A 16685-nucleotide genomic window follows, 5' to 3' on the forward strand; every position below is an offset into this window, starting at 1 on the left:
CCGTCCTCGCAGATGAGGACGTCCGTCAGGGCCGCGTCGGGCGTTAAGGGCTGTCAAATCAAGGGTTCATGGGTGTTTGACCGGTCGGTCATGCCCTGGTAACACCAATCAGTGACGCTGAACTCACACCACGTACACCCGTCCCAGGGCTGACCGAGGGGGACCACCACCATGCAGGCCGCGCCCGTTAGCGCCACCGCGATCCCGTCCTTCACCACCGCACTGCGCGCCGTCGAGTCGCTGCTCATGAGCAGCGGCCAGGCCACCGCCCGCCGCAACGCGTGGACCTCCGTCCTGGAGGACCGCCGGCGCGCCAAGGACAGGGTCGAGGCGCAGCGCGTCCTCGACCAGGTCCAGCTGCTCGACGCCCGCCCCTGAAACCCCCCTCAGCCCACCCCGCGGGCACTGCCGTCGTCGGCACTTGTGGGGCCACGTAGACTTCGTGGCATGGCGAGGAAGGACACGGCAGCGGACGCTGCGAACCCTGGGCGACTCAAGCAGATCGCCCTGACCTACAAGATGACCCGCAAGGCCGACAAGAAGATCGGTCTTGTACTCGCGGCTGTCGGAATCGTCACCTTCGGTGTCTTCCTCGCGATCGGTTTCTTGATCGGTCACCCCATCTATCTCGGCATCCTGGGCCTCCTGCTCGCCTTCCTCGCGATGGCGATCGTGTTCGGGCGCCGGGCCGAGCGGGCCGCCTTCGGGCAAATGGAGGGCCAGCCGGGCGCCGCAGCGGCCGTGCTGGACAACATCGGCCGGGGCTGGACGACGACACCCGCGGTGGCGATGAACCGCAGCCAGGACGTGGTGCACCGTGCCGTCGGCAAGGCCGGCATCGTGCTGGTCGCCGAGGGCAACCCGAACCGGGTGAAGTCCCTGCTGGCCTCCGAGAAGAAGAAGATGGCGCGCATCGTCGCGGACGTACCGGTGCACGACGTGATCGTCGGCACGGGCGACGGCCAGGTGCCGCTGAAGAAGCTGCGCACGACCCTGCTGAAGTTCCCGCGCGTACTGAGCGGCCCGCAGGTCACGGTGACCAACGACCGGCTGCGCGCCATGGGCGACCTGATGAGCAACATGCCGCTGCCGAAGGGCCCCATGCCGAAGGGCATGCGCATGCCGAGGGGCGGACCGAAGACACGCTGACCTTCCTCGTGACAGAAAGAGGGCGCCCGGAGTGATCCGGGCGCCCTCTGCTACGTATGTGCTTCTACGTATGTGTCAGATCCGCATACGTATGTGTCAGATCCGCACTTCCACGGTCCGCGCCAGCCGGTCGTGGAGACCCCGGCCGTCGCGGTCCCAGATCAGGGGCGGGATGGCGAGGAAGAGCAGAACCGTGCGCAGCAGGGCGCGCAGCGGGTTGACCGTGCCGGTGTCCAGGGCGACCACCCTCAGACGGAAGAAGCGCTTGCCCGGAGTGAAGCCGACCGTGCCGACGGTCAGGACCATCAGCACGAAAAGGATGATCGGCGCCCAGACCTGGGCGGCCTCGTGATAGCTCTGGGTGATCAGGCCGTATGCGATCAAGAGGCACAGGCCCCAGTCCACGGCCAGGGCACCGAGTCGGCGGCCGGGACGGGCGATGGAACCCGGTCCCTCCTCCGGCAGGCCGAGCTGTTCGCCCCGGTATCCGAAGTCGGCACCGGCCTCTTCCGCGGCCGCGCGGGGCCCGGAAAGCCACGATCCGATTGCTTGCCTGTTGTCCACCGCTCCAAGGTACTGCGCGCGTATATGCCCCTGGGAAGGCGGGGTGCCCAGGGGCTACGGTGGAACGGAATCGGTTAACTTCTGCGAAACAAACGAGTCACGCCCGAGAAACCACCCGTCCCTAGGGTCGGGGTCAGCGTGTGCCACCGCACTGGCCGCACGAACGAACTACCACCCCGGCACGGGAACGGCCGGGAGTAGGAGGAGCTGGATGTTCCAGAACGCCGACGAGGCCAAGAAGTTCATCGCGGACGAGGACGTCAAGTTCATCGACGTCCGCTTCTGCGACCTGCCGGGCGTCATGCAGCACTTCACGGTGCCCGTTGAGGCGTTCGACCCGGACGACGAGCTCGCCTTCGACGGATCCTCGATCCGTGGTTTCCAGGCCATTCACGAGTCCGACATGGCGCTCCGCGCGGACCTGTCGACCGCCCGCGTCGACCCGTTCCGCCGGGACAAGACCCTCAACATCAACTTCTTCATCCACGACCCGATCACGGGCGAGCAGTACTCCCGTGACCCGCGCAACGTGGCCAAGAAGGCCGAGGCCTACCTCGCCTCCACCGGTATCGCCGACACGGCGTACTTCGGTCCCGAGGCCGAGTTCTACGTCTTCGACAGCGTCCGCTTCGCCACCAGCGCGAACGAGTCCTTCTACCACATCGACTCCGAGGCGGGTGCCTGGAACACCGGCGCCCTCGAGGACAACCGTGGTTACAAGGTCCGCTACAAGGGCGGCTACTTCCCGGTCCCGCCGGTCGACCACTTCGCCGACCTGCGCGCCGAGATCTCGCTGGAGCTGGGCAAGGCCGGTCTCCAGGTCGAGCGTCAGCACCACGAGGTGGGCACCGCCGGCCAGGCCGAGATCAACTACAAGTTCAACACGCTGCTCGCCGCCGCCGACGACCTCCAGCTCTTCAAGTACATCGTGAAGAACGTGGCCTGGCGCAACGGCAAGACCGCGACCTTCATGCCGAAGCCGATCTTCGGTGACAACGGCTCGGGCATGCACGTCCACCAGTCCCTGTGGACCGGCGGCGACCCGCTGTTCTACGACGAGGCCGGTTACGCGGGCCTGTCGGACACCGCCCGCTACTACATCGGCGGCATCCTCAAGCACGCCCCGTCGCTGCTCGCCTTCACCAACCCGACGGTGAACTCGTACCACCGTCTGGTCCCGGGCTTCGAGGCGCCGATCAACCTGGTGTACTCGCAGCGCAACCGCTCCGCGGCCATGCGTATCCCGATCACCGGCTCGAACCCGAAGGCCAAGCGCGTCGAGTTCCGCGCGCCCGACTCCTCCGGCAACCCGTACCTGGCGTTCTCCGCGCTGCTGCTCGCGGGCCTGGACGGCATCAAGAACAAGATCGAGCCGGCCGAGCCGATCGACAAGGACCTCTACGAGCTGGCTCCCGAGGAGCACGCGAGCGTGGCGCAGGTCCCGACCTCGCTCCCGGCCGTCCTCGACTCCCTCGAGCGCGACCACGAGTTCCTTCTCGCCGGTGACGTCTTCACGTCCGACCTGATCGAGACGTGGATCGACTTCAAGCGCGCGAACGAGATCGCCCCGCTGCAGCTGCGTCCGCACCCGCACGAGTTCGAGCTCTACTTCGACGTGTGATCGACCCGGTCGACAACCGCTGGGGGCCGCCATCCGCGAGGATGGCGGCCCCCGCCGCGTTGTGTCACTCGACCGGGGGCTCGGGGATACGCCAGACGATCCGGAACCGCTCGGCGTCGGGAAGCCCGAACGGGCCGACGGGGCTGATCTGCTTGATCAGATAGCCGAAGACCATGTGATGTGTGTCCTCCGAGACCTCGTCCCAGGTGTCCGGGGTCACGATCATCACCTCTCGCATGAGGCTCATGTCGGACTCGTTCTCCAGCATCTCGGCCCGGTCGTCCCGGTCCATCGTCTCGTCGGCCCGCATGGCGCGGATCGACTCCGCGAGGAGATTGGGTTCGCGGCCCAGGCGCCGACGGATCTCCCGGCAGCCGTACTGGAACGCCGCGTACGCCTCCATTGCCTCCCGGTCGGGATTCCGGTAACCGTAGGGAGCTCCCTCTTCGGCCCCCACGTAGTCGCCCTTCAACATGTGCAGCAGGACCCGCAGCGCGTGGTCGGCTCCCTGCTCCTCGATGAACCGCGCCATCGCATGGACCCATTGGTCCTCCGACACCAGCGGCTTGTGCGGAACGGCGAGCGACGGATGGATCTCGATGGCGCTGAACGGGTTGATCAACATGCCCATGACCAGCTCTGGGGTCCACTTGCCGTCCTCACCTCCCCAACCACCCTGGACCAGTTCCTGGAACGACTTCAGCGTGCCCGACTCCCCTTCGTCGGTCGCGCGCCACAGCGGCAGAAACCTGGTCGCCTCGGACTCCTCGTCCCGGGGTGGGCTGCACAGCCCGGCCAGGATCACGACGATGTCGTGAACGGTTTCCCAGCGCGACACGCGGCTGCCGTTGAGGGCGGCCCGCACGCTCTCGTGGCTGGCCCCCGACAACAGGTCGTCCCGGTCGCGGATGCGCGTGCTCACCTTCCGGAAGCTCGGCTTGCCCGCCGCGCGGTGAAGTTCCTGGAGTGCTTCGACCAACTCCTGGTGCGGACCGGCCGGTTCGGGTGCGGCGGCGGATGCGGCCAACTGAGTTTCTCCTTGCCCAGATGTGTCAAGTTCCGCCAGCACCGTAGAAGTCGCAGGCCAGGGCCGAGTCAGCTTTCGTCAAGTTCCCGGTCCCGCCCGCCAAACGGTGACTCGCGGCCGGCGGGCGCGGTGAGCATGGAGAAGGCGCCGGTAGAGCGCCTTCGTCCAAGGAGTTGCCGCACATGCACGTCCCTCCCTACGCCCATGACACGATCCGCGCCGCCCTGCCGGGCATGCCCACCTCCCGCCACGTGGGCGCCCTGGACTGCTGTCTGTGCGACGAGCCGTTCGGCGAGGACAGAGCACCCGTACCGCTCGGCCCGACACCGACGTCCGGGCTGTTCGGCTGCCGCCCCTGTCTGACCCGGCTGGTGCGGCTGGCCCGGCGGTCACGCGATGCCCGGCTGGTACGGGACGCCGAGCGGGCCAGGGCCGAGGCAGCCGTGTGGGAGGCGGAGTGCGAGCGGTATCTGGCCGGTATCAGGAGTGTGCGCGAGTCAGCCGAGGCCGTCACCCGGCTCGCGGAGGAGGGAAGCGTGGAGCCGCTGCGGATCGCCTGGCTGCTTGTGTCCCTGGAGTCGGCGTACGCCTGGGCCCCCGAGAACGTCCCCGAGCCTGCGGAAGCCGTCGGTTCCGAGGACGGGACACTGCGGGACGAGACCCTCCGTCTCAGTCTGGAGATGATCTCCGCGCGTGAGGCGGTCGCGAACCGGCTCGTCTACCACCTGATCAACGAGGCCGCCCCCACCGAACCGGAGCTGTGCGCGGAGCTGGAGTGCCCCGAGGACTGCTCCGGACGGCACGACAGCGACCACATCGACTGCGGGCCCGACGCGGTCTTCGAGGACCTTGCGGAGCACGGGGTCGTGATCGAGCGCCGGGACGAAGACGTCGCCCCGGCCGCGCCCGAGTCGTCGGCACACACGGTGGGCAGCGACGACCTGGTCGACGTACTGAAGCACTGCGGCATCGACGCGGACGACACGGAAGCCGTCGTCAGCGCGGCCGCCGTCGGTCTGGTCGCCGTAGCCTGGCGGGACGGGCCGCTGGAGGCGATCCGTGAGGCCGGCGGCGGGCCGAGTGGCGGCGAGGTCCTCGCGGAGAGCGTCGACCTGTACCGCAGGGCTCGGAGGGCACTGCTCGCCGCCCGGGAGGACGGGCCCGAGGCGCTGCTCGCGTTCCAGGCCGTCGCCTCGGACGTGGACCTGCCGTGGGTGGGCGGTTCGGGCTTCACCCTGCGGGGCAGCGGCGAGCCCATTGAGGACTTCGTCGAGAACGTCGACAACCGGGTCTGGTTCACGTCGAAGGTCATGCGCGAGCAGGGCTGGTGGACAGGGGTCCTGCGCAGAGCCGCCTCCGCCGCCGTCCTCGACGCCGACCAGTTCGGCATGCCGGGCTGGCCTGCCGCCGTCGCCTCGGCCATGGAGCGGCTCGCCACGCTGGACCGGTCCGACGCGCCCGAGGCGCTCGCCGACCTCGCGGCGGTGGAGGCCGCGCTGCTCGAAGCACCCGACCGGCTGGGCGTGGCCGCCCTCGACTGGATCGCCGACCGCGGTCTGTTCGGCTAGGGGCGCATGATGAAGTGGGACGACATCAGTCTGGCCATCCTCGCCGCGTTCGGCTGTGTCACGCTGCTGCTGGCGCAGGTCAGCGACGTGCTCTCGCGGCTGCCCCGGATCATCCGGGCCTGGCGTCGCGTACGGCAGGAGCTGAACGGCGATGGCGGCATCCGACGCCGGGACGGCTCCTCGTCCGCGGACGATCCGCATGGGCGCGGCAATGACTGATCCGGCACACAACCATTCGCCCTTCTCAGGCTTCCTATACGTGGGAGACGATCCCCCACGACGAGGAAGACAAGCAGGAGAGGTAACGGGGATGTCCGAACGGTACGACGAGGAGCGCGAGTTCGACCTAAGATGGGCGGACGCCGCCGAGCACAAGGAGCCCTCGGCGCGGGCGCGGATGTTGGCCGCGCGGTGGAAGGAGAATCCGCCGGAACCGCAGCCCTTCCGGGCCGACCCTGGGCAGGTGGGGCCGCGCAGGTCGTCGTGGATGTCGACGGCCCTGGTGCTGGGCTGCGTGGCCGCGGTGATCGTGTTGTTGGGGTACGCCAACTTCCGCGGGTCGTACTGAGCGGCATGCGCGTCGACATCAGGTACGGGGACGCGGCGGCCGTGCGGCTCGCCGAGGGCGCGACCCTGGGCGAGGCGATCGACACCTCGGATCCGGCGGCCTGGACGGCCCTGGACGCCGGCGTGCGCATGATCGCCTGGTACGGGAACGAGGACCACCAGCCGAACTGGGCCAGGACCGAGGGCGGGCGGTCCCTGACCGCGGCCCTGCGTCGGCCCGAGCAGCTCACCGAGGCGCGGCTGGCGATCGCGCTGTGCCACCGGGAGGGGCGGATCCGGCAGGGCGCGCTTGAGCAGGTCACCCGGTACCCCGCGCTGCTGCCGCTCGTCGTCATCCGGTGTGCCGACTGGGCCCCGCCGGTGCGCGAGCGTGCCCGGGAACGGCTGGCCGAGGTGCTGGACGCCGGGAGCGCGATCCGGCTCGCCCCGCTGATCCTGCGCCTCGGGCGCCGGGGCCGGGGGGATTTCGCCACGCGTCTGACCGCCGAGGTGTTCCGCCGGGAGCCCGCCGAGCGCCTCGCGCCCCTCCTCACCCACCCCGACCGTGCCGTCCGCCGGTTCGTGTATGGGCTCGCCGTCGCGGACGGGACCCTCTCCCCCGCGGAGCTGGCCGACGCAGCCGCCCGGGACCACGACACCGTCTGCCAGCGCCTGTGCGCGGAGGCCGCCCTGGCCGCCGTACTACGGGAGGGCGGCCCGTACGACGACGTTCTGCGCCCGCTGCTCGGTGCGCGTAATCCGCAGGTCCGGTCGGCCGGGGTGACCGCGCTGCGGCGGGCGGGGCACCCGGAGAGGGCGGAGCCCTTCCTCGCCGACCGGTCGGCGCTGGTGCGGGCCTGTGCGCGGTATGTCGTACGGCAGGGCGGGGGTGATCCACTGTCCTGGTACCGGCGTCGGTGTGCCGACCCGGGTGACCCGGGGCTGCCTCCCGGCGCGGTCCTCGGGCTGGCGGAGTGCGGGGAGCGGGCGGACGCCGAGCTGCTGTGGCCGATGCTCGGGCACCCCGAGGCGGGGGTGCGGGCGCGGGCCGTGGCCGGGCTGCGGACCCTGGACGTCACGGATGTGGCGCGGCTGCGGTCGCTCCTCGACGATCCGGCGCCCGCGGTGGTGCGCGAGGCCACCGTGGCGCTGTTGCCCTCGGCGCGCTCGCTCGACGCCGGCTGGCTGACGGAGCGGCTGGGAGCGGAGCGGCCTCGGCATCTGCGGGTGGCCGCGTTCCGGCTGCTGGACGCGCACGAGGGGCTGGTGCGGCTGCGGTCCGCCGTCGCGCTCGTCGACGACGAGGACGTCGACCTGCGGCACTGGGCCCAGCAGTCCGTGCAGGGCTGGCACTTCACGGCGGACGTGCCGAGCGGGACGCCCGAGGTGGGCGAGCTGCTGGATCGGGGGCGGCATCTGTTCAGTGAGTACGTGCTGAAACGGCGCAAGTGGGAGGCGGGGCTCCGGCCCTGAGCCACAGAGCCACAGAGCCGCTGAGGCCCCTGAGCCTTTGCTGGCCCTAGGGCTGATCGCGACCGCTTCATGGCGGGGCCGGGTGCACACTGGCAGTGGGACGGGTGCCTGACTGCGGGGTGGTGGTGCAGATGCGGAGCCGCTTCCAGAGCGACCGACAGCTGACCGTGCGGATGACGGCCACGCTGTTCCTGCTCGGACTGCTGTACGTGGCCTTCGTCGCCGCGTTGATCGTGTTGCTGAAGTCGTGGCTGCTGGTCGTCGTACTGATCGCGGCGATGTTCGTCGCGCAGTTCTGGTTCTCCGACCGGATCGCGATGTTCGCCATGCGCGGGCGGGTCGTGGAGCGCGAGGAGTATCCCGAGCTGCACGCGGTGGTCGACCGGCTGTGTGCGATCGCCGACATGCCGAAGCCGGTGGTCGCCGTGTCCGAGATGGACATGCCGAACGCGTTCGCGACCGGCCGCAATCCGGATCACGCGGTGGTCTGCGTGACGACCGGGCTGCTGCGTCGGCTGGAGCCGGCGGAGCTGGAGGGCGTCCTCGCGCACGAGCTGTCGCACGTGGCGCACAAGGACGTCGCCGTGATCACGATCGCGTCCTTCCTCGGCGTCCTCGCGGGACTGATCATTCGGTTCGCCTTCTACTCGGGGCTGTTCGGCGGGGGCCGCCGGGACCAGAACACCGCCGCCGTGCTGGCCGCCGTGATGGCGGTGTCGGCGGCCGTGTACGCGATCAGCTTCCTGCTCATCCGGGCGCTGTCCCGGTACCGGGAGCTGGCGGCGGACCGCGCGGCCGCGCATCTGACCGGCCGGCCCTCGGCGCTGGCGTCCGCGCTCACCAAGGTCTCCGGCGACATCGCCCGGATCCCGACGAAGGACCTGCGCACGGCCCAGGCCTTCAACGCCTTCTACTTCACTCCGGCGGCCGGTAAGGAGCCCGGCATCGAGCGCTACTTCTCCACGCACCCCAGCCTGGAGCAGCGGCTCGACCAGCTGGGCCGCATCTCGGCCGAGCTGGGCGAGGCGGCGGCTCCCGGGAAGGCGGGCTGAGCATGGGGCTGCTCGACATCCTGCTCGGTCGTACGAAGCCGGTCGTGCCCGACCTCGACCAGTTGTTCGCGCTGCCGTCGGCGGCGGTGACGCTGGAGGCGGCGGTCGGGTTCACCCCGACCGGGCAGGGCGCGGTGTGCTTCGCGACGGTGGAGGGCGCCGCCTTCGAGCAGACGCACCGCGAGGTCCAGGCCCTGCTCGACGCGGACGCCGACCGCACGGGCCCGCCGGTGGAGCTGACGCAGGACGCCTACGGCTACTCCTGGCTGGTCTCGCGCCGGGCGCCCGACGAGCTGTCGTTGCTGGTAAACGACCTGCACGCGGTGAACAGCTCGATGGAGGTCAACGGCTTCGGGCCGCAGCTGCTGTGCTCGCTGGCCGGCTTCCGGGCCGAAGGGGGGCGCGGGCTGGCGCTGGTGTACCTCTACAAGCGGGGCACCTTCTACCCGTTCGCGCCGCTGCCCGGCGCGGGGCAGCGGCGCGACAACGCGCTGGAACTCCAGGTGAAGGCCGCTCTCGGGAACGACCTGCGGATCGAGCAGGACCTCGGCCGCTGGTTCCCCGTGTGGGGCGCCCCCGGTCTGTGAGCCTCACGACCGAGGGCGCCCGAGGCCGGGATCACTCCCGGTCTCATCCGCTCTTCTCGCGCTCCTGACGGCGGGCCTCGAAGGGGCGCTCACGACGGTAGCGGCGCTCCCACTTGGCCTGCGTGTCCCGGCGCCGACGGTACGCCTCGTACGTCGTCGGGGCGGCTCCCGACCCTGACGTCGGGGACGTCGGGGACGCGCTGTGCCCGTAGCGCACGTACAGGAAGAGCACGGCGACGGCGGCGAGCCAGTAGACGGGGTTTCCGAAGCCCAGGACGACGAGGACGACGGTCCCGGACAAGATGACTGTGCCCATGACGGGTCTCCCTCCGCGGGCGTGGGGTGGGTGGGTGAGTGGTGGCGGACGGTGCCGCCGAGCGGGGAGTGGCCTGCTCCGCATCGCCTCTCCAGCGTAGGGAGACGCTCACATGGCGTGCATCTCCTTTTCCGGTGACCCGCCGTCAACCGTCGTGTCGCGCCGTGAACCGTCGTGACCCGCGTGAACCGCCGTGAGTGAATGGGGAGATGACCACAGCCTCCGGGTTCACTCCCGCCCCCTTCGCCCATGACCACGACGGTGAGCGCCTCAGCGGTGTGTACGGCGACGGGGGCGGTCCGGGAGCGGCCACCGCGGTGCTGCTGCACGGCGCGGGCAACGGCAGCAAGGAGCGACTGCTGCCGCTGCTCGGCGAGTTCGCGGCCCGGGGCTGCCGCACCCTCGCCTTCGACTTCTCCGGGCACGGCGAAAGCACCGGCGCACTCCGGGAGTTGAGCCTGCGGCGGCGCTTCGAGCAGGCGGTGGCGGTGATCGACGCGTACGTTCCGGCCGACGGGCCGCTGGTCCTGGTCGGGTTCAGCATGAGCGGTCAGACGGTGGCGGACCTCGCCACGCACTACGGGCAGCGGGTGGCGGCTCTGGGGCTGTGTGCGCCGGCGGTGTACGCGGCCGAGGCGTGGAACGTGCCCTTCGGCGACGGCGACGGCCGCTTCAGCGACATCATCCGCAGGCCCGACAGCTGGCGCGCGGCCCCGGCACTGGACGCGCTGCGGGCGTACGAGGGCAGGGCGGTGCTCGCCGTACCGGGCACGGACAAGGTGATCCCGCCGGCCGTGACGGAGGCGGTGGGAGCGGCGCTCGCCGCCCGGGCACGCTTCACGCGTCTCGAACTGCCCGATGCCGAGCACAGGTTGGGGCTGTGGTTCCAGGAACACGCGGAGGACCGCGCGGAGTTCGTGACGGCGGTGCTGGGCTGAATGCTCAGATCCCCGGCGTGGCCGTCACCACCCCCGCGTCGATCGCCGCGAGGAGGGTCTTGCGGTCGGCGGCGGTCCGGTCGGCGTAGCGGAGGGCGAACTCGGTGACGGCGCGGTCGAAGGTGTCGGCGCCGCCGAGGTAGGAGGCGATGGCGACACGGTCGCCGGAGCGGGCGTGGGCGCGGGCCAGGGCGGTGCCGCACAGCCGTCCGTACGCGCGCAGGTCGGCGGCGTTCATCCCGGCGATCTCGGCACTGACCTTCATGTCGCGCAGTTGCCGCCAGCAGAAGGCGCGGCCCTGCGGCCCGGTCATCCAGCCGAGGAAGATGTCGCTGGCGGCCTGCGTCAGCCGTTGCCCGGCCACGACCCGGTGTCCGGGGTGGGCGAAGGGTCCGCTCGGCAGATGCTCCTCCAGGACCGACTTGCGGGCCTCCTTGAGCTGGAGGAACAGCGGATCGCCGTCGTCGCGGCCGGCGAGCAGCACGATGAAGCAGCGCAGACCCACGCTGCCGACACCGATGACCTGGCGGGCGGCGTCGACGAAGCGGTAGCGGTCGAGGAGCAGCCGGCGCTCCTCGGTGAGGGTGGAGCGGTAGTCGCTGAAGATCTTGCGGACGGCGGCCCCGTCGGAGGCACCGGCGGGTTCCAGGAGCGGCGGGTCCTGGATGATGCGGCGCCGCCCGTCGACCACTTCGGTCAGCTTGTCGAGGGCCTGCAGGCTGGTGCGGCGGCGGGCGCGGGTCAGGCTCGACTCGACGTGCCGGCGCCGGCGGTCGGAACGGGCGAGGGGCAGCAGGTCGTCGGCGGCGATGCGGGCATACCACACGTCGAGTTCACCGAGTCCGGCCATGCTCCGCATGGTGCTGCGGTACGCGGTCACCGAGTCCAGGGCCGCGCGGAGCACCTTGGGCTCGGGGAGGCCGTTCTCGCGGGCGGCGACGGCGACGGAGGCCGCGAGCCGTTTCACGTCCCACTCGAAGGGGCCCGGGTACGTCTCGTCGAAGTCGTTGAGGTCGAACAGGAGGGCGCGCTCCGGGGAGGCGTACAGGCCGAAGTTGAGCAGGTGGGCGTCGCCGCACAGCTGGACGGTCAGGCCGGTGTGCGGCTGGGCGGCCAGGTCGGCGGCCATCACGGCGGCGGCGCCGCGCAGGAAGGCGAACGGCGAGCCGGTCATCCGCCCATATCGGATCGGCAGCAGCTCCGGCAGCCGGTCGCGGCCCTGCCGCTCCAGTACGGCGACGGGGTCGGGCCGGTCGACGGCAGGGGCCCAGCGGGCGTGGGCGGAGCGCGGCAGGTGCTTACGGGTCTCCTTGCCGCGCCGGGCTCGGTCCGCGGGGGTGGTCATGCGCGGTGCCTGTGGTGGTGCCCGTGGTGGTGCCTGCGGTGCCTGTGCATCACGGCCTCCTGTGCTCCCTGGATCGCTTCACCTCCTGCTCGCAGTGAAGGGCCGGTTCCGGGGCGTGCGCATGCCGGGTACGGCGAACGGGTGACGGGGGCGCCCCGTCACCGCCCTCCGATTGTCAGTGGCGTCGGGGAGGATGCCCTCAGGTGTGATGTGAGGGGCGGAGGCCGGCATGGGTGAAGGGCAGCGGTACATCGACGCGGCGGAGCGGCGGGCCCGGCTCGCGGTGCGGCACCGGCTGGCGGGTGCGGCGCGGGCGGCGGCCCCCGAGGAGGTCGCCGACTCCCTGGTCGCACTGCACGGCACGGACCCGGCGACGGTGTACCTGGCGGTGGGGGCGCGGCTCACGGACCCCACGAGAACCGTCGCGGAGACCGAGCGGGCGCTGTACGAGGACCGCTCCCTGGTCCGTATGCACGGCATGCGGCACACGGTCTTCGTGTTCCCCACCGGCCTGACCGCCGTCGTGCACGCCTCCACGGGTCTCGCCGTCGCGGCGCGGGAGCGGGCGAAACTGCTGAAGGACATGGCGAAGGCCGGGGCACCGGACGCGGCCTGGCTGAAGGAGGTCGAGGAGTCGGCACTGGCCGCGCTGGCACGGCGCGGGCAGGCGACGGCCACCGAACTCACCCGGGACGAGCCGCGCCTGAGCGAGCAGTTCGTGTACGCGGCCGGGAAGCGCTACGAGGGCATCCACACCGTCTCCACGCGCCTGCTGAAGGTGCTGGGCGTCGAGGGCAAGGTGGTACGGGGACGGCCGCTCGGCTCCTGGACCTCGACGCAGTTCCGCTGGGCCGTGGCGCCCGAGCACCCCGAACTGGACGTGGCCCGGGCCCAGGCGGAACTCCTGCGGCGGTGGCTCGCGGTGTGCGGGCCTGCGACGGAGGGTGACCTGAAGTGGTGGACGGGCTGGAAGGTGACGGACGTCCGGCGCGCGCTGGCCGCGACGGGGGCGCAGGCCGTGCGGCTGGACGAGGGCACGGGGTACGTCGTCGAGGGCGACGTCGATCCCGTCGCGGGACCCGCCGAGCCATGGGCCGCGTTGCTGCCCGGGCTCGACCCGACGGCGATGGGGTGGCAGGAACGGGACTGGTATCTGCCCCAGGAGTGGCGCCCGCTGCTGTTCGACGGGAGCGGCAACGTGGGTCCGACGGTGTGGCTCGACGGGCGCGTGGTGGGGGCCTGGGCCCAGCGCGCGGACGGGGAGATCGTCTGGCGCCTCCTGGAGCCGGGCGGGGTCGGCCGGGAGGGCGAGGCACTGATCGCGGCGGAGGCGGAGCGGGTGCGTGGGTGGGTGGGCGCGACGAAGGTGACACCACGGTTCCGGACACCGCTGGAGAAGGAGTTGGCCGCGCAGTGACTGCCGCGGAGTCCGAGCCGCGCGGGCCCGATGCCGGGTCCGATGCCGGGTCCGGCCTGGTGCTCGACGACGACTTCCGACGGTACGGCCGGGCACTTCCACCCGGACGGAAAACGGCCACCCGGCGCCGTCCTGCCCGCCGACTGGAGCCCCCCGCCGACCTGCGGCTCCCCGGCCCGTGAACCCCGCCCCACCCCGACAGCACGCACCGCCCGCCCCCACGGCAGGGGACGGGCGGCGCGCGGGGGCAGTCGGGCTCAGCGGCTGTAGCGGAGCAGGGCGCGCACCATGTGGCACGTCGTGTCCGACGGCGGGTGGATGCCGATGAGTTCGGCCGTGCTGCGGATCTTCTCGTTGCGGGCCTGGTTCGGGACGTAGACGCCCGCGTCGAGCAGGGCGATGGCGAGGCGCATGGCCTTGAGGCGGCGGTTGTGCGTGATGTACCACTCGCGCGGACGCCCCGGCGGCAGCGGCCGCTTCGCCATCGGCGCGTACGGCAGGTCGAGCTGGACGGAACGCTTCGCGGTGGACTGGGTCGGCAACGGCTTCTGCTTCAGGGCGGCAGCGGGCACAGGCATCCTCCTGTCGCGGTCAGGGCCCCACCGGAAACCCCGGTGACGCCCTCGAACACTGCTTCTATTCTACTGCCCCCCACTGACAAAAGCCCCTGGCCACAAGGCTTGTGAGGGCTCAGTGACACGGGCGCCGAACGGGTTTTGGCGTACGGTGGGCCGCATGGAGATCTGGATCAACCCGGCCTGTTCCAAGTGCCGCAGCGCCCTCACCCTGCTCGACGCCGAGGGCGCCGACTACACCGTCCGCCGCTATTTGGAGGACGTGCCGAGCGAGGACGAGATCAGGGACGTACTCGACCGTCTGCACCTCGAACCCTGGGACATCACGCGCACCCAGGAGGCCGCGGCCAAGGACCTCGGGCTCAAGGAGTGGGCGCGGGACGCGGATTCCCGTGACCGCTGGATCAAGGCGCTCGCCGAGCACCCGAAGCTCATCCAGCGCCCCATCATCACCGCGGACGACGGCACCGCAATGGTGGCCCGCACCGACGAGGCGGTCCGGGACGCTCTGTCCCGTTGAGCAACGGTTTGACCGTCGACGGGAGTTCGGGCGGCTCCGGTGTTACCCTCCGCGGCCATGACTTTCGGTGATCAAGGAATACCGTACGGACCACCCGATCCCTATGCCCAGTGGGCGGCCGAGCAGGAGCGCATCCGCAGACGCAGACAGAGACGGCGCGCGGTGGCCGCCGGGACGGGCGCGGTCCTCGCCGCCGCCATCGCCGCCGGCGTCGCGCTGTACACGGGTGGGGACGACAACGACGACAGCGCGGCGGCCGCGGCCACGAGCGGCGCACCCACGCCGGACGCGGCGACCACCCCCGTCCCCTCCGTCGACGTCGACGTGTCCAATGCCCCGACCGCACTCCCCTCCCTGCTGGCCCGCCCGGTCATCCGCCCGGAGCAGGCGTTCCCCGCGAAGAGCGTGCGCCTGAAGGACGGCTCCCGGTACACACGGGTCGACCTGGCCACCACCACCGACTGCGCCCGGGGCATGTCCCAGCAGCTCGCCCAGCTCATCGAACAGGGCGAGGAGTGCTCCCGGTTGACGGCGGCCCTGTTCACGGACCATGACCGGCGTTCTCAGGTGACGGTCTCCGTGCTGAGCTTCCGGCGCGTCGAGGACGCCTCGCGCGTGTTCATGATGGCTTCCATGGACCCGGTGACGTACCAGGTGGTCTCGCTCGATCCGCCGCCGTCGGCCGGGCTGCCGACCGTGCCGCCCGGCTCGGCCGGGGTCTTCCGCCGGGTGATGACCGTGCGGTCCGTGGTGTTCGCGAACGGTCAGTGGGGCGACGGCTCGGAGACCGGCGAGGCCGAGCTCACCCGCCAGACGGAGGGCCTGCTCAAGTACGCCAACGGCACGGTGGTGGCGTACGAGGAGGGCAAGTCGTAACTCCCTTGTGGGGCAGGTCACTTCATTGACTCCTGTAAACCGCTGAGTAACCTCGTTCGGTATCTCGTACATGACGGCGTACGCTCCCCTACCTCTCAGGAGGCGCGCATGTCGCGCAGGAGAAGGCTCAGTACGAAGAAGAAGGTCACTCTGCTGGTCACCGCCGCGGCGGTGGCGGGAGGCGGCGCCTTCGCCATGGCGGCCACCTCGAACGCCGCGCAGTCCCCGCAGACCGCCGCGGAGTCGTCCGTCTGTCAAGGGCTCGCGACCGCCCTCGGCAACAACCAGAAGTTCATCGACGGACAGAAGGCCGCTCCTGATGCGCAGTCGGCCGCCCGGATCGCCAACCGCGAGGCCGTCATCGCGCAGATCAAGGTCCAGCAGGAGGCGTCGGGGTGCGTCGTTGGGGAGTCGGCTCAGGGCTCCCAGGCGACGACCCCGCAGCCTGCGCAGTCCACGCAGCCGACGCAGAGCGCACCCGCCGGGAACACCGACGACACCGGGAACGCCGGCGAAACCGGTGACGGCGGCGGTGCCGCTGCCTCCGGTCAGCAGGTCTGCAACGGCTCCACCGTCACGCTCTCCGGCGAGGGCGGTGCCCCGGCCGCGTCCAGCAACCAGTTCCCGGCGGGTACGAAGCTGAAGGTCACCAACCTGGACAACAACAAGTCCACGACGGTGGAGGTCACTTCGGTCTCCGGCAGCTGTGCCCTGCTGAACAACGCGGCCTTCGAACAGGTCCGTGAGCCCGGCAAGTTCCTGATCCGCCGGGCAGTGATCGAGAAGGTGGGGTGAGCATCGACCGGAGCCTCAGCCGGCGAGAAACTCGCTGAGGCGGCGGCCCAGTTCGCAGGGCCCGGCCTGCGGCAGCGCGTGATGCGAGACGTCGGGAAGGACGTCCGTCTCCGCGCGCGGCAGCAGGTCGGCCGCCCTGGTCGCCACCTCGTACGTGTCATGGGTCCTGCTGTTCCCGGCCAGGAGCAGCAGGACTCGCACGTCCAGGTCGCGCAGCGGGGGGGGGGGGGGGGGGGGGGGGGGGGGGGGGGGGGGGGGGGGGGGGTGGGGGGGGGGAGGGGAGGGGGGGGGGGGGGGGGGGAGGGGTGGGGGGTAG

19 protein-coding genes and 1 pseudogene are annotated in these 16685 nt (G+C 71.1%); 14 read left to right on the forward strand and 6 right to left on the reverse strand.

Translation table 11 applies throughout. The features are described 5' to 3' along the window. Positions 1-171 precede the first annotated feature (171 nt). Complete coding sequence (locus AC067M_RS01635) at positions 172-378, forward strand: SCO2195 family GlnR-regulated protein (protein WP_478694943.1); 207 nt, start codon at positions 172-174, stop codon at positions 376-378. 69 nt (positions 379-447) lie between these two features. Beyond that, positions 448-1149 (forward strand): DUF4191 domain-containing protein, encoded by a 702-nt coding sequence (locus AC067M_RS01640; RefSeq protein WP_478694944.1) that lies wholly within the window; start codon positions 448-450, stop codon positions 1147-1149. A gap of 96 nt (positions 1150-1245) precedes the next feature. On the opposite strand, the gene AC067M_RS01645 is transcribed toward AC067M_RS01640, so the two are convergent. After that, the gene (locus tag AC067M_RS01645) at positions 1246-1713 is read right to left on the reverse strand and encodes an RDD family protein (RefSeq protein ID WP_478694945.1); all 468 of its coding nucleotides are present in this window, start codon (positions 1711-1713) and stop codon (positions 1246-1248) included. 211 nt (positions 1714-1924) lie between these two features. Between AC067M_RS01645 and glnA the strand changes: the two genes are divergently transcribed. Continuing rightward, the gene (gene glnA, locus AC067M_RS01650; protein ID WP_478694946.1) at positions 1925-3334 is read left to right on the forward strand and encodes a type I glutamate--ammonia ligase; all 1410 of its coding nucleotides are present in this window, start codon (positions 1925-1927) and stop codon (positions 3332-3334) included. 64 nt (positions 3335-3398) lie between these two features. Here glnA and AC067M_RS01655 read toward each other — a convergent pair whose 3' ends face one another. Continuing rightward, on the reverse strand, positions 3399-4361 hold the full coding sequence (locus AC067M_RS01655; RefSeq protein ID WP_478694947.1) for a hypothetical protein: 963 nt from the start codon (positions 4359-4361) through the stop codon (positions 3399-3401). A 182-nt stretch (positions 4362-4543) separates the two neighbouring features. Between AC067M_RS01655 and AC067M_RS01660 the strand changes: the two genes are divergently transcribed. The 6 genes from AC067M_RS01660 to pspAB all read left to right on the forward strand — a co-directional run bounded on the left by AC067M_RS01660 (position 4544) and on the right by pspAB (position 9587). Further along, positions 4544-5929: a hypothetical protein gene (locus tag AC067M_RS01660; RefSeq protein WP_478694948.1), complete on the forward strand. Its 1386-nt coding sequence runs from the start codon at positions 4544-4546 to the stop codon at positions 5927-5929. 6 nt (positions 5930-5935) lie between these two features. Beyond that, positions 5936-6148 (forward strand): hypothetical protein, encoded by a 213-nt coding sequence (locus tag AC067M_RS01665; protein ID WP_478694949.1) that lies wholly within the window; start codon positions 5936-5938, stop codon positions 6146-6148. Between the two features lie 91 nt (positions 6149-6239). After that, the gene (locus AC067M_RS01670; RefSeq protein WP_478694950.1) at positions 6240-6497 is read left to right on the forward strand and encodes an SCO2583/SCO2584 N-terminal domain-containing protein; all 258 of its coding nucleotides are present in this window, start codon (positions 6240-6242) and stop codon (positions 6495-6497) included. Between the two features lie 5 nt (positions 6498-6502). After that, entirely contained in the window at positions 6503-7948 is a 1446-nt protein-coding gene (locus AC067M_RS01675) for a HEAT repeat domain-containing protein (RefSeq protein WP_478694951.1), read from the forward strand. Between the two features lie 131 nt (positions 7949-8079). Beyond that, the gene (gene htpX / locus AC067M_RS01680) at positions 8080-9000 is read left to right on the forward strand and encodes a zinc metalloprotease HtpX (protein WP_478694952.1); all 921 of its coding nucleotides are present in this window, start codon (positions 8080-8082) and stop codon (positions 8998-9000) included. 2 nt (positions 9001-9002) lie between these two features. Next, on the forward strand, positions 9003-9587 hold the full coding sequence (gene pspAB, locus AC067M_RS01685; RefSeq protein ID WP_478694953.1) for a PspA-associated protein PspAB: 585 nt from the start codon (positions 9003-9005) through the stop codon (positions 9585-9587). A 43-nt stretch (positions 9588-9630) separates the two neighbouring features. Here pspAB and AC067M_RS01690 read toward each other — a convergent pair whose 3' ends face one another. Beyond that, positions 9631-9903, reverse strand: a complete 273-nt coding sequence (locus AC067M_RS01690; RefSeq protein ID WP_478694954.1) for a hypothetical protein — start codon at positions 9901-9903, stop codon at positions 9631-9633. Between the two features lie 209 nt (positions 9904-10112). Here AC067M_RS01690 and AC067M_RS01695 point away from each other — a divergent pair. Further along, positions 10113-10835 (forward strand): annotated as a pseudogene (locus AC067M_RS01695) (alpha/beta hydrolase); the annotation flags it as partial. A gap of 10 nt (positions 10836-10845) precedes the next feature. Here AC067M_RS01695 and AC067M_RS01700 read toward each other — a convergent pair. Further along, positions 10846-12186 (reverse strand): DUF2252 domain-containing protein, encoded by a 1341-nt coding sequence (locus tag AC067M_RS01700; RefSeq protein ID WP_478694955.1) that lies wholly within the window; start codon positions 12184-12186, stop codon positions 10846-10848. A gap of 229 nt (positions 12187-12415) precedes the next feature. Here AC067M_RS01700 and AC067M_RS01705 point away from each other — a divergent pair, with 229 nt between their 5' ends. Continuing rightward, a complete protein-coding gene (locus tag AC067M_RS01705) occupies positions 12416-13603 on the forward strand; it encodes a winged helix DNA-binding domain-containing protein (protein WP_478694956.1) in 1188 nt (395 codons plus the stop codon). A 257-nt stretch (positions 13604-13860) separates the two neighbouring features. Here AC067M_RS01705 and AC067M_RS01710 read toward each other — a convergent pair whose 3' ends face one another. Beyond that, positions 13861-14175 (reverse strand): hypothetical protein, encoded by a 315-nt coding sequence (locus tag AC067M_RS01710; protein ID WP_478694957.1) that lies wholly within the window; start codon positions 14173-14175, stop codon positions 13861-13863. Between the two features lie 163 nt (positions 14176-14338). Between AC067M_RS01710 and AC067M_RS01715 the strand changes: the two genes are divergently transcribed. From AC067M_RS01715 to AC067M_RS01725, 3 genes are all read left to right on the forward strand, one after another. Further along, entirely contained in the window at positions 14339-14698 is a 360-nt protein-coding gene (locus AC067M_RS01715) for an arsenate reductase family protein (protein WP_478694958.1), read from the forward strand. A 57-nt stretch (positions 14699-14755) separates the two neighbouring features. Continuing rightward, positions 14756-15574: a hypothetical protein gene (locus AC067M_RS01720; protein WP_478694959.1), complete on the forward strand. Its 819-nt coding sequence runs from the start codon at positions 14756-14758 to the stop codon at positions 15572-15574. A gap of 108 nt (positions 15575-15682) precedes the next feature. Then, positions 15683-16369 (forward strand): RlpA-like double-psi beta-barrel domain-containing protein, encoded by a 687-nt coding sequence (locus tag AC067M_RS01725; RefSeq protein ID WP_478694960.1) that lies wholly within the window; start codon positions 15683-15685, stop codon positions 16367-16369. A gap of 15 nt (positions 16370-16384) precedes the next feature. Here the strand turns inward: AC067M_RS01725 and AC067M_RS01730 are convergent, their stop codons facing one another. Further along, positions 16385-16570 carry a hypothetical protein gene (locus tag AC067M_RS01730; protein WP_478694961.1) on the reverse strand — a complete coding sequence of 62 codons (186 nt, stop codon included), beginning with the start codon at positions 16568-16570 and terminating at the stop codon, positions 16385-16387. Between the last annotated feature and the right edge of the window lie 115 nt (positions 16571-16685).

Source organism: Streptomyces sp. NPDC043427 (genome assembly GCF_056436655.1).